This is a genomic window from Brachyspira sp. G79 (genome assembly GCF_002379365.1).
Lineage (GTDB): Bacteria > Spirochaetota > Brachyspiria > Brachyspirales > Brachyspiraceae > Brachyspira.
On sequence record NZ_JQIU01000008.1, the window covers coordinates 731,449 to 744,046 of the forward strand.

The 12,598-nt window shown below is 27.2% G+C and carries 13 protein-coding genes; 9 read left to right on the forward strand and 4 right to left on the reverse strand.

Translation table 11 applies throughout. The features are described 5' to 3' along the window. The first annotated feature begins 118 nt into the window (after positions 1–118). Entirely contained in the window at positions 119–1,645 is a 1,527-nt protein-coding gene (locus KQ44_RS04615; RefSeq protein WP_096736422.1) for a UDP-N-acetylmuramoyl-L-alanyl-D-glutamate--2,6-diaminopimelate ligase, read from the forward strand. A 90-nt stretch (positions 1,646–1,735) separates the two neighbouring features. Here the strand turns inward: KQ44_RS04615 and KQ44_RS14405 are convergent, their stop codons facing one another. The 3 genes from KQ44_RS14405 to KQ44_RS04625 all read right to left on the reverse strand — a co-directional run bounded on the left by KQ44_RS14405 (position 1,736) and on the right by KQ44_RS04625 (position 3,839). Beyond that, positions 1,736–1,897, reverse strand: coding sequence for a hypothetical protein (locus KQ44_RS14405; RefSeq protein WP_168171257.1), 162 nt, complete (start codon positions 1,895–1,897; stop codon positions 1,736–1,738). A 310-nt stretch (positions 1,898–2,207) separates the two neighbouring features. Then, a complete protein-coding gene (locus KQ44_RS04620; protein WP_096736423.1) occupies positions 2,208–2,702 on the reverse strand; it encodes a GNAT family N-acetyltransferase in 495 nt (164 codons plus the stop codon). A 12-nt stretch (positions 2,703–2,714) separates the two neighbouring features. Next, the gene (locus KQ44_RS04625) at positions 2,715–3,839 is read right to left on the reverse strand and encodes an aminopeptidase (protein WP_096736424.1); all 1,125 of its coding nucleotides are present in this window, start codon (positions 3,837–3,839) and stop codon (positions 2,715–2,717) included. 144 nt (positions 3,840–3,983) lie between these two features. On the opposite strand from KQ44_RS04625, the gene KQ44_RS04630 reads away from it, so the two are divergent. From KQ44_RS04630 to KQ44_RS04655, 6 genes are all read left to right on the forward strand, one after another. Further along, on the forward strand, positions 3,984–4,496 hold the full coding sequence (locus tag KQ44_RS04630) for a DUF2147 domain-containing protein (RefSeq protein WP_096736425.1): 513 nt from the start codon (positions 3,984–3,986) through the stop codon (positions 4,494–4,496). Positions 4,497–4,721: 225 nt separating this feature from the next. Next, positions 4,722–5,528, forward strand: coding sequence for a substrate-binding domain-containing protein (locus KQ44_RS04635; RefSeq protein WP_096736426.1), 807 nt, complete (start codon positions 4,722–4,724; stop codon positions 5,526–5,528). Positions 5,529–5,630: 102 nt separating this feature from the next. After that, entirely contained in the window at positions 5,631–7,421 is a 1,791-nt protein-coding gene (gene pstC / locus KQ44_RS04640; protein ID WP_096736427.1) for a phosphate ABC transporter permease subunit PstC, read from the forward strand. 33 nt (positions 7,422–7,454) lie between these two features. Then, the gene (gene pstB / locus KQ44_RS04645; RefSeq protein ID WP_096737789.1) at positions 7,455–8,252 is read left to right on the forward strand and encodes a phosphate ABC transporter ATP-binding protein PstB; all 798 of its coding nucleotides are present in this window, start codon (positions 7,455–7,457) and stop codon (positions 8,250–8,252) included. A 51-nt stretch (positions 8,253–8,303) separates the two neighbouring features. After that, complete coding sequence (gene phoU / locus KQ44_RS04650; protein WP_096736428.1) at positions 8,304–8,948, forward strand: phosphate signaling complex protein PhoU; 645 nt, start codon at positions 8,304–8,306, stop codon at positions 8,946–8,948. 196 nt (positions 8,949–9,144) lie between these two features. Next, the gene (locus KQ44_RS04655) at positions 9,145–10,317 is read left to right on the forward strand and encodes an MFS transporter (RefSeq protein ID WP_096736429.1); all 1,173 of its coding nucleotides are present in this window, start codon (positions 9,145–9,147) and stop codon (positions 10,315–10,317) included. Positions 10,318–10,375: 58 nt separating this feature from the next. Here the strand turns inward: KQ44_RS04655 and KQ44_RS04660 are convergent, their stop codons facing one another. After that, a complete protein-coding gene (locus KQ44_RS04660) occupies positions 10,376–11,005 on the reverse strand; it encodes a hypothetical protein (protein WP_096736430.1) in 630 nt (209 codons plus the stop codon). Between the two features lie 123 nt (positions 11,006–11,128). Between KQ44_RS04660 and KQ44_RS04665 the strand changes: the two genes are divergently transcribed. After that, positions 11,129–11,872, forward strand: a complete 744-nt coding sequence (locus KQ44_RS04665) for a hypothetical protein (protein WP_096736431.1) — start codon at positions 11,129–11,131, stop codon at positions 11,870–11,872. 31 nt (positions 11,873–11,903) lie between these two features. Beyond that, on the forward strand, positions 11,904–12,598 hold a 695-nt coding region (gene truB / locus KQ44_RS04670; RefSeq protein ID WP_240516480.1), incomplete at its 3' end, for a tRNA pseudouridine(55) synthase TruB.

Below are 12,598 nucleotides of genomic sequence, written 5' to 3' on the forward strand. Positions count from 1 at the left end.
CAAGCTATTTATTTATATAATATAGTACAAAAAAAGAATATATTTTTTACTATAAAATTTAAAAAATTGTTTTATTTTCTATATATGAAATATAATAAATAAAAAATGGGACTAAATTATGAAACTTTTTAAAGAACTTATCAAAGGATATAAAGTATCAAAAGAAAAGCAATTAACAAAAGAATGTTTAAATACTGAAGTAAAAGGCATAGCCTATAATTCCAAATTAATAAAGAAAAACTATATTTTTGCAGCAATAAAGGGATTAAAAGATGACGGACATAAGTATATAGAAAGTGCTATTAATAATAAATCAAGTATAATAATATATGATAATACAGCTGATAAAAACTTTATAAAAGAATTAGAAAATAAATACTCACATGTATATTTTATAGCAGTAAAAAATCCTAGAGAATGTCTAGCTTATATTTCAGCAAAATTTTTTAATGAGCCTACTAAAAAGATTAATACTATAGCAATTACTGGAACTAACGGCAAAACAACTACAACATATTTATTAAAATCTGTACTTGAAGCCAATAAAAATAAAACAGCTTTAATAGGTACAATTAAAAATATGATAGGAAAAACAGAAATAAAAACTAATCTCACAACCCCAGAATCTGCTGACTTGGAAAACATATTTGATAAGGCATTAAAAAAAGAAGTGTCTCATATAGTGATGGAAGCATCATCTCAGGCACTAGCTATGGATAGATGCGATTATTTAAATTATGATACAGCTATTTTTACTAATATCACAGAAGACCATCTTGATTATCATGGAGATATGAAAAATTATCTTAAAGCAAAATTAAAATTATTCTCACTTCTAAAAGAAAGCAGCAAAAAGAAAAAATTAGCAATAGTAAATATAGACACTGATAATTTTAAGCAAATATCAAATTATATAAAAAAACTCGGTATAAAAATGGTCACTTACGGACTTAATGAAAAAGCTGATTATTACGGAAAAATAATTTCTCTTAATTCAAAAAATACAGAATATGAGTTTTATGCTAAGGGCAAATTTATATCAAAAGTAAAATTATCAATGCTTGGAAGATTTAATATTTTAAACTCTTTATCTGTATTAGCTTATGTATGTGAATATAAATTAGACATAGAAAAATCAATTAAAGCTATGAGAAAGGTTCAGGTGGCAGGAAGATTTGAAATAGTAACAAAAGAAAAACACACTTTCATTGCAGCAGTTGATTACTCTCATACACCAGACAGTTTAGAAAATATATTAAGAGAGGCTAGAAAATTAAATCCAAACAGAGTAATAGTTGTATTCGGATGCGGAGGAGACAGAGACAGAAAAAAACGTCCTATAATGGCTGGCATTGCAGAAAAATATGCTGATATTTCTATACTTACTACAGACAATCAAAGAACAGAAGACATTAATCAGATAATGAATGATATTGAAAAAGGATTTAAAAATAAAGATTATAAAAAAATTATAGACAGAAAAGATGCAATATTTGAAGCTATAAAAGAAGCAAAAGAAAATGATATAGTTATAATAGCAGGCAAAGGTCATGAAACTTACCAAATATTTCCAGATAAAACAATACATTTTGATGACAGAGAAATAGTAAGAGAAGCGTTAAAAGAATTTTTTAAAGATATATAAAAATAAGTGAACTGTATAATTTTAGAATATATACTGAAAATTTTTAAGTTTATCAAAAATGTATTTTAAAATCTTATTTATTTGTGTGGACTATACCTGCAAAGCATGCGGTTGTACGCCCAAACTTCTTTTGCTGTCCGCTCTGCTGCATGGAAAAGAACATACTGGTGATGCCACATAAAAGTACGTCTCACCCTGTGCGACTTCAGCAGATGAGAAGCAGGCACTGTTTGATGATACAAAGTACAACATATTTATATACTAAAATAACAAGTTATATAATATGTAAAACATTATTTTCATAATTGATAAATTACTAAATTTTAATATATAATCTTATCAAGCACTTTTGAAACAAATCTATTATATAAATAAATATTTACATACTGTGTAAATACTTAAGATATAAAAAATGAAGCTTTTTTATGAATATGTATTCATATGGATCAACACCTATCATACACCCGAGGTAAAAAACGGTATCCAACAAAGTACACAGGAGAATACTATTTATATTATTCAAATGGCAAAATCAAATTATAAAATAAAAAATACCATAAAATTACATACCAGCAAATTCTTTTAATTTTTCATGACTAAGCCTATAGGAAATCCAACCTTTCATTTCTATAGCATTGAGTGATAAATAAAAATCAATACTAGACTTATTCCAATCTAAACACTGCCAATCAAGCCTTTCGCATCCTCTTTCAACAGCAATTTTAGCAATTTCTTTTAAAAGCTTTTTACCATATCCAAGCCTCCTGTAATTAGGAGTTATGTATAAATCTTCTAAATATATTCCAGCTTTTCCCAAAAAAGTAGAAAAATTATGAAAAAATAATGCATACCCTATTTCAGTATTATTTTCTAATGCTATCAATACTTCACATTTATTTTTTTCAAATACCCATTCTCTTAATATATCCTCAGTTGCAGTAACTTCATTTTCTAATTTTTCGTATGCCGCAAGCTCTCTTATAAACTTTAATATAGTAGGTATATCATCAGGAGATGCAAACCTTACAGCAAATTTATTATTTATTTTATCACTCATATATATGCCTTATTATTTTAAATTATTAGGATTTAAGCATTTAAGACTATCAATAACAAATATTCCATCTTTTCTTATAAGTTTATCATCAAAATAAATCTCACCGCCTCCGTATTTTTTAGTCTGAATACATACCAAATCCCAATGCACAGAAGAGTTATTTCCATTAGGAGCTTCATCATAACAAGCCCCCGGTGTAAAATGAAAACTTCCCATAATTTTTTCATCAAATAATATATCTTTCATAGGCTCTGTTATATAAGGATTAACTCCTATAGCAAACTCCCCTATATATCTTGAACCGCTGTCAGTATCTAATATCTTATTTATTCTTTTAGTATCATTACAAGAAGCATTAACTATTTTACCATTTTTAAACTCAAACCTTACATTTTCATAAGTAAAACCATCGCTATATAAAGAAGGAGTATTATAAGTTAAAACTCCATTAACAGAATTTTTTACAGGTGCCGTAAATACTTCGCCGTCTGGAATATTAAGCTCTCCTGCACATTTTATAGCTGGTATATTTTTAATAGAAAAAGTCAAATCCGTACCATTTCCTACTATTCTAACTTTATCAGTTTTATTCATAAGAGAAACCAAACTATCCATAGCTTTAGACATTTTTGAATAATCTAAATTGCATACTTTGAAATAAAAATCTTCAAACTCATCAGTACTCATAGAAGCCTGCTGAGCCATTGCTGGTGTAGGATAATTCATCACAACCCACTTTGTATTTTTTACTCTCTCTTTCATATGCACTGGATTTAGATAAAACTTTTCATATATTTTATTATTTTCTATCTTTACTGAAGAGTTTTCAGCACTGTTTAATCCTCCCCATATACCTATATAAGCGTCCATTTCCTTCATAAGCATTAAATCTGATTTAGCCCAAATTTTCATCTGCTCTTCATTACACTGTTTTAATAATTCTCTCATTATATAGGGATCATGATTCCAAACAAATGGACTAGCACCTGCTTTATAGACTTCATTTATAATGGCTGTAACTAAATTACGCTCATCTCCTACTCCATATGATTTTATAAGAACTTTTTCACCTTTTTTTAATTTGCATGAATAATTAACTATTGTTTTTGCAAGCTTCTCTATTCTTGGGTCTTTCATAAATACACAACTCCTTATAGCAATTTTATTAATCAATTTTACACAATTACTTAATAATAATCAATAAAATCAATAGTATATATAGTAAAAAATTATTTAAATTGTATAATAAAATATATAAAAAAATTACTTTAGGTTATAAAAATGAAAAAAAATATATTATTAATTTTATTTTCTGTTTTATTTGCATCTTCAGTATATGCAGTGAATAATGCAAAAGATGCTGAAGGATTTTGGGCTATGCCAGAAAAACCAAAAGGAAGAATGAAAACAGTAAAAATAATAGTTATAGATAATAAAGTTTATGCCTATGCTGTAGAATTACGTAATGATGTAAAAACTACATTAGATATACATAATCCAAATAAAAGCCTAAGAGATAAAGAACTTATAGGACTAATATTTATATATGATATAGTATTTGAAAATGGAAAATGGACTACTGGAAGAATATACCATACAGACCAAGGAAGCACATACTATGCTAATATAAACCTTACTGAAGATAAAAATACATTGCTATTAAAGGCATCGCTTGACAAATCAGGAGTTGTAGGAGCAACTGTAAAATGGAGAAGATTATCAAAAAAGGAATCCTCAAAATATAATGATATACCTATAAACAAACTTCGCACTGTAGAAGGCAAAGGAATATAAAAAATATATTAATACTTGAAAAATCTATATATAAGTATACATAATATAGTTAACATATTTTAATATTATGTTAATTTATAACATAGCTAGGTATAGTTTATGTAAAAAATTAAAAAATTAAAATTAAATTTCATTTTTGTTATTGACATAATCTTTTTTCTAGTATATAAGAATTGCGTTAATTTTGAGAATTAACAAAAAACTATTTCGGAGTGAATCAATATTATGAAAAAGATTTTGATTTTCCTAATCCTTTCAAGCATGTTCATGCTTATTTCCTGCTCAGGCGGTGCTTCAAATCCAAATGACATAGTAATCACAGGTTCTTCTTCAGTTTCTCCGCTAATGTTTAAATTGGCTGCAAAGTTTGAAGAGCTTAATCCTGATTATACAGTCATAGTAGAGACTTCTGATTCCACCATAGGAATTCAGGACACTGTAAACGGAAATAACAATATAGGAATGGCTTCAAGAAATTTAAAAGAAGATGAGCTTTCTGGTCTTGATACTTACTTATTATGTCAGGACGGCATAGTAATTATAGCAAATAACGATGCTAATATAAGTCAGATAAGCGAGGAAGAACTGTATAATCTTTATATGATGAATACCGCAGTAAATGGTATAACAAAATCAATATCAAGAGAAGATGGTTCTGGTACTAGAAGTGCTTTTACAGATTTAACTTTAATAGGTAAAGATAACCCTCTTCCGTCAACAGTAGAAATACTTGACGCTACGGGAAAGGTAAAAACTTCCATTATGAGCGATGCATCAAAAATAGGCTATATATCTTTAGGTTCTATTGATGATACAATAAAGCCTCTGGCATACAAAGCAAAAGGACAAGATGAATATGTTACAGCTTCTGTAGAGAATATACAGAATAATTCATATAAACTCTACCGTCCTTTCTACATATTCACCAAAAAGGGAATTGAGCTTGATGCTGGGACTAAGGCTTTCTTAGATTTTATAAACAGTGAAACAGGAAAAACGGTTATAAATGAAAACGGGTATGTAGCTAGTTAATAAAAAGCAAAGTCGGTATACAAGCAATTAATATTTGTATATCGGCTTTTTTATTACTACAAATTTTTTAATAAAAATTAAAAACAAAATAGGATATATATTTTGAACAGCAATATTAATAAACATATATTTAATGAAATTGCAGATAATATTATGAGATATATATTTTTTATATGTTCTATATTTTCAGTTATAGTTGTATTTTCAATATGTATTTTTATATTTATCTACAGCATTCCAATATTTAAAGAAGTAGGATTTTTAAATTTTGTTTTTGGTATGAATTGGTCGCCTTCATCAAAAGAGTTTGGAATATTTCCGATGATAGTAGGCTCTGTATACATAACAATTCTCTCTACAACTCTTGGAGGGGGATTCGGATTTTTTACAGCAGTTTATATATCTATGTTTGCACCATCAAAATTAAAAACAATACTATCGCAGGTTATAGATTTGCTTGCAGGTATACCTTCAATAGTTTACGGATTTTTTGGAATGGCAGTATTAGTGCCATTTCTAAAAAACATATCTCCAAATAACATCGGCGAAGGAGTTTTAGCAGGTTCTATAATACTTGCAGTTATGATACTTCCTACAATAACATCTATTACAAAATATAATTTAGAGGCAGTATACAAATATTACTATGACGGAGCTATAGCACTGGGTAACACTCATTCTCAGGCTGTTTTTGGTGTTATAGTAAAAGCTGCAAAATCTGGTATATTTTCTGCTATAGTGCTTGGTATGGGAAGAGCTATAGGAGAAACTATGGCTGTTATGATGGTTGCTGGAAATGCCCCTTTTATACCTAAAGATTTATTCTCATATTTTAGAACTATGACTATTAATATAGCTTTAGAAATGGGGTATGCTACTGGTATTCATAGGTCGGCATTGATTGCAACGGCATTTGTGCTTCTTATTTTTATACTTATAATAAATATTATACTTTCTCTATTAAAAAGAAATAATTTATATTTTTCATTTTCTTTAAGCAGTTTATTTAATAAAAATAAAGAATTAAAAAATGATATAAGTAATTTCTCTTTTAAAAATATAGATATGAGAGTGTCAACTATAAAAGCTGATATACTTAAATATATTTCTATAATAGCTTCTACAATAGCAACGCTTTTTCTTGTATTTATAGTAGTATTTATACTTGTAAGAGGATTGCCTCATATTAACTTTAATCTCTTATTTGGAAAAAGTAACAATTCTCAAATGACGCTTCTACCCGCTATAGTTTCTACTGCTATGATACTTTTTATGTCATTAATAATAGCAATACCGCTTGGAGTTTTTGCCGCTATTTATTTGACAGAATATTCAAAAGCTAAAAGTAAATTAATATCAGTTATAAGAATATTTACAGATAGTTTGTCTGGTATACCTTCAATAGTATTCGGGCTTTTTGGTATGCTGGTATTTGCAAATCTTTTTGGTATAGGAAGAAGTATATTAGCAGGTTCTTTAACATTGGTTTTGATAATACTTCCTTCTATAATAAGGCAGACTGAAGAGACACTATTATCAATTCCTTCAAGTCTTCGTGAGGGAAGTTTGGCACTTGGAGCTTCTAAAGTGAGAACTATATTTAAGATAGTACTTCCTTGCGGTTTTTCTGGAATAATGACTTCTGTTATACTAAGCATTGGAAGAATAGTAGGAGAAAGTGCGGCATTGATATACACTGCTGGTGCAGTAAGGTATATGCCTAGAGGATATTTAAGTTCTGGAAGTACATTTTCTGTTATGATGTGGATGTTTTCAAGTGAGGGGCTTTATATAAATCAAACCTTTGCTACGGCAAGTATTCTTCTTATTATGGTTATATTTCTTAATGCTTTATTATTCTTTGTAAATAAAAAGCTGAAAAAAGATTATTAAGAATATTAATAAATGGAGGTTAATATATATCATATGACTAAAGAATTAAACTCTAATATAAACTTTGATTTTAATATTGATAAAGTTATAAGAACTAAAAATTTAAATCTGTATTACGAAAGTTTTCAGGCTTTAAAAAATATTAATATAGATATAAACAAAAACAGCACAACTGCATTTATAGGGCCTTCAGGCTGCGGTAAGTCTACCCTATTAAAAACTTTTAACAGAATGAATGATTTAGTTGCCAACTGCAAAATAGAAGGCGATATAGAAATAGCAGGAGTTAATATTTACAATAAAAATATTAATGTCTCATATTTAAGAAAGAATGTAGGAATGGTATTTCAAAAGTCAAATCTTTTTGCTATGAGTGTTTATGATAATATAGCTTACGGACCTAGAACATTTGGAATAAAAAAGAAATCAGAACTTGATGATATAGTAGAATACAGTTTAACAAAAGCAGCCATTTGGGACGATATAAAAGACAGGCTTAATAAAAATGCTTTAGGACTTTCTGGTGGACAGCAGCAGAGATTATGCATAGCAAGAGCGTTATCCGTAAATCCTAAAATACTTCTTATGGACGAACCTACAAGTGCATTAGACCCTATAAGTACAGGTAAGATAGAAGACCTTATTAATGAACTTAAAAATGAATATACTATAGTAATAGTTACACATAATATGCAGCAGGCTATGAGAGTATCCGATAAAACTGCATTCTTTCTATTTGGTGAAATAGTGGAATATGATGATACAGAAGAAATATTTTCTAAACCAAAAGATGAAAGAACAGAAAAATATATTACTGGAAGATTCGGATAATTTATATTTTTTATATTATTTATTTTATAAAAACAAATGGAGAAATAATAAATGAAAAAATTTGAAGAAGAATTAAATAAATTAACTGATTATGTTGCTGAAGCTGGAGATATGATACTCGAGGCTTTAAGAAACTCATCTAATGCCTTGATAAACGGAGACATTGAACTAGCTAATAATGTAATAGAAAATGACAGAAATATAAACAGAATATCATACAAAATAGAAAGTGCATCTTTAAAAATGCTTTTATTAGAACACCCTGTAGCAACAGATTTGAGGATAGTTTCTGCTGCATTAAAAATAGCTACTGACCTAGAGAGAATAGGAGATCAGGCTAAAGATATATGCGATTTGATTAGATTTTTACTAGAAGGTAATCTATATAAAAATAATCTTGATACAATAATAGAGATGTCAAAAATTATAGACTATATGGTTACAAACTGTATTAAGGCTTTCAGAGAAAAGGACTCTCAATTATCAAGAGATGTTATAGAAAGAGATGATAAAGTAGATAAACTGTTTTATAAAATGCGTGATGCCATGGTTGAGCTCATAAAAAGCGGTGCTGAGAATGCCGACCAAGCTATATATTTAATGATGATAGCAAAATATTTTGAGAAAATGGGAGACCATGCTGAAAATATAGCCAAATGGGTTTATTATTACACAACAGGAGAAAGATTTAAATAATATAATTGTTTAAAACTAAATTAATAAATATTATAAAAAGTTCTTATACTATGATTATTTTTTAGTATGAGAACTTTTTTATTTATATATAATTTATTTCTATAATATCAAAAAAATTCTAATTTACATATTGCACCTTGAGTTAACTTCAATGATATAATTCTCAAAAATTAATAATACTAGGAGAATTATTATAATGAAAAAACAAAATAATATTTTAGTATTAATATTGGCATTTGCTATATTTGCAATATTAAATACAGAAATAGGAATAGTAGGAGTGCTTCCTATAATTGCAGAAACTTTTAATGTAACTATAGAAAAATCAGGAATTTTAGTTAGTGCTTTTGCCTTTACAATAGCTATATCTGGTATAATAATGCCTTTATTATTTTCTGGTATCAATAAAAAAATATCCATGCTTATAGTAATTGGAGTATTTATAATAAGCAATATAGTATCAGCATTTACAAATAGTTTTAATATTCTTTTAATATTTAGAATAATACCAGCTATTTTTCACCCTATATACTGCTCTATGTCATTTACTGTAGCTTCAGAAACTGCTGAAGAAAAAGATATTCCTAAAGTTGTATCTATAATAATGATGGGTGTTTCTGCTGGAATAGTAATAGGTACTCCTGCATCAAATTTTTTTGCTGAAACTTATTCTTATAAAGTATCAATGTTGTTTGCGGCAGTTTTAAATATAGTATCATTTATAGCGATAATATTTTTAGTTCCTTCAATGCCTATAAGCAAAAGGCTTTCTTATGGCTCTCAGCTTTCTGTATTAAAACTTCCTATCACTTGGATATCACTTGCAGCTGTTGCTTTGATTGCCGCTTCTATGTCATCAGTATACAGTTATTTTGCTCAATATATAAAAGATGTATCAAATATTACTGGAAAATATTCAAGCATTATACTTTTTATATTTGGTATATCAAGTATAATAGGAAATTTTTTAGCAGGAAAGTTTTTATCCAAAAATGCTATAAAATTTGTTACGGCATATCCATTTATATTTATTCTAATATATATTTTAGTATTTCTTTTAGGAGGTATATCCGCTTTAATGTTTGCAATATCATTTATTTGGGGAATAGTATACGGAATGGGTAATAATATTCAGCAGTATTGGATTACATCGGCACTTCCTCAAGCTCCTGAATTTTCAAATGGACTTTTCATATCTTTTGGAAATCTTGGAATAACAATAGGAACTTCTTTAGGAGGACTCTTTATAACAAATACAACAATTAATAATCTGCCTATATGCGGAATAATATTTTTGATATTGACATTTATATTTATAATAATAAGACTTTTAATTGATAAAAAATATATTAAAGAATCATTGGCTTAAAATAAAGTTAATAAATTATAAGCAGATTATATAATAATATATAAGTCTGCTTATATAATTAATTATCAATAGTTTCTACGACTACATTATATTCATTAGAACTGTAGCTTTCTTCTAATATATAAGCCTCATTGGTTAAACTCACTGCTTTATTAACTTCTATATTATTACTAAGCAATACTTTAAACAAAGATTCATACGCCCTTTTTAAAGCATTTTGTGTAAGAATTTGTCTAGTATATGCATTTAATTTGGCATTTTCTGATATTTCTATTGAGGCATTAGCTCTAAAAATTTTATCATCTATACTGCCCTCTTTTTTTAATCTCTTTAATACTTCTACAGTTCTGTCATATATAGTATCATCTTTTAATTTTATCTCTGTATAAAAATTATCATCTTTTTTATATTCTTTAAAAGTTACAATATCATTATTAGAGAAATCTATAAGATTACTGTCTTTTAATGAAACTGCAACTATATTAAAATCATTTCTATTAATTAAAGGTGCAGTTTGTTCAGCTATATAATAATACATAGCATCTTCTGCCTTCATTCTGCTTACTTCAAAACTTATATCTGTGTATGCTTTTGAATATAATGAGCCTCTTCTTATATTATTACCTGAACATGATATTATAATTATTAATAACAATATAATAAAAATATATAGCTTGTTTTTTTTCATGATTTATAATAAATTATCCTTTAATGTATTAACTATTTTAACTTATCATAGTTAATATTTGTAAAATCATAATTTGAAATACTTTTAAATTAATAGATAAAATTAAATATTGGAGACTTTATATTGAATATTAAAGCATTTATATTGTTATTACTATTAATTATGTTTGCATCTTGTCAAAAAAAACAGGATAATTTTTTAGAAGATATGGCTTCTCTGGATAAGGCATATATGGATACATTATTGATTATAAGAGATGTTAATAATAATGACAGAAAGGTGGCTATAGAAAAATTTATTATAGTGTGGAATGACTTTAAGAAAAAATACTACAATATCAATACAGAAGACCCACAATGGAAAACTGATTTTGACAGTTTGCAGGATATATTAATACGCTCTCACTACTATATATCAAGCAAAGAAGATGAAAGTGCAGGGTATTCCATACTACATGATATTAAATATGTATTATCCGATTTAAGAAAAAGAAATAATGTTAATTGGTTTTTTGATAATTTAAACTCCATATACAAAATAGCATACAGAATGGGAGAACTATCAAAAATATATAATACATCTAATACAGTACTTACTCAGGAAGAAGAAGAAAAATTAATTGTAGTTTATTATCTGCTTGATGAAGCTACTAAAACCACAATAGCTGAATTTGATAAAAGCAATATACATCTGCTTCATCTTTCTCAGCAGCAGCTTGGAACGCTTAAACATAATATAGAAACTATAGATGATTTAGTTAAATCAATAGGAAATGATTTGTTCTCAAAAAAATATAATAATATATCCAATATATCTGAAAGTATTTTAAATATATATTTTAACTCTCTTCAAATAATAAGAGGTTAAATAAATATATAATCTATAAGGAATAATATTTATGAAAGGTTTTTGCATTGTAAATAAACCTATAGGCATAACTTCATTTGACGCTATAAGACAGGTAAAAAAGATATTAAGGGAAAAAGAAAACATAATAGAAAAAAAAATAGGTCATGCAGGTACATTAGACCCTTTTGCAAATGGAGTTTTAATACTGGCATTTGGAAGATATACTAAATTATTTTTCTTATTTGATGACATGCCTAAGGAATATACTGCATTGGGAGTATTTGGTGAAATGAGAGATACCGATGATGTAGAAGGTAATATAATAAAAAAATCTGATATAAATAATAAATTAAGTTTTGAAGAATTAGAAAAAATTATAAAAGAAAATTTTAAAGGAAATATTTTGCAGAAACCTCCTACATATAGTGCTAAAAAAATTAATGGAAAAAGAGCTTATGATTTGGCAAGGGATAATCAAAGTTTTGAATTGAAAGCTTCTGAAGTATGTATTAACAGCATTGAATTATTAGAATATGATTATCCATATTTCAAAATAAAAACTTCAGTAAGCAAAGGTACTTATATAAGGTCTATAATAAGGGATATAGGAAATATAACAGGTAACTTAGCCTATACAAAAGAATTAACAAGAGTATCTATAGGAAATTACAATATCAATATAGCCTGCACTATAGAGGATATAGAAAAAACAAAATACTCTCATTTTTTGAAATGTTCAATGAC

Excerpts from the sequence above, each read along its gene's own strand:
- KQ44_RS04615 (WP_096736422.1), top strand. The coding sequence starts at position 119 with ATGAAACTTTTTAAAGAACTTATCAAAGGATATAAAGTATCAAAAGAA.
- KQ44_RS14405 (WP_168171257.1), bottom strand. The coding sequence starts at position 1,897 with ATGTTGTACTTTGTATCATCAAACAGTGCCTGCTTCTCATCTGCTGAA.
- KQ44_RS04620 (WP_096736423.1), bottom strand. The coding sequence starts at position 2,702 with ATGAGTGATAAAATAAATAATAAATTTGCTGTAAGGTTTGCATCTCCT.
- KQ44_RS04625 (WP_096736424.1), bottom strand. The coding sequence starts at position 3,839 with ATGAAAGACCCAAGAATAGAGAAGCTTGCAAAAACAATAGTTAATTAT.
- KQ44_RS04630 (WP_096736425.1), top strand. The coding sequence starts at position 3,984 with ATGAAAAAAAATATATTATTAATTTTATTTTCTGTTTTATTTGCATCT.
- KQ44_RS04635 (WP_096736426.1), top strand. The coding sequence starts at position 4,722 with ATGAAAAAGATTTTGATTTTCCTAATCCTTTCAAGCATGTTCATGCTT.
- pstB (WP_096737789.1), top strand. The coding sequence starts at position 7,455 with ATGACTAAAGAATTAAACTCTAATATAAACTTTGATTTTAATATTGAT.
- phoU (WP_096736428.1), top strand. The coding sequence starts at position 8,304 with ATGAAAAAATTTGAAGAAGAATTAAATAAATTAACTGATTATGTTGCT.
- KQ44_RS04655 (WP_096736429.1), top strand. The coding sequence starts at position 9,145 with ATGAAAAAACAAAATAATATTTTAGTATTAATATTGGCATTTGCTATA.
- KQ44_RS04660 (WP_096736430.1), bottom strand. The coding sequence starts at position 11,005 with ATGAAAAAAAACAAGCTATATATTTTTATTATATTGTTATTAATAATT.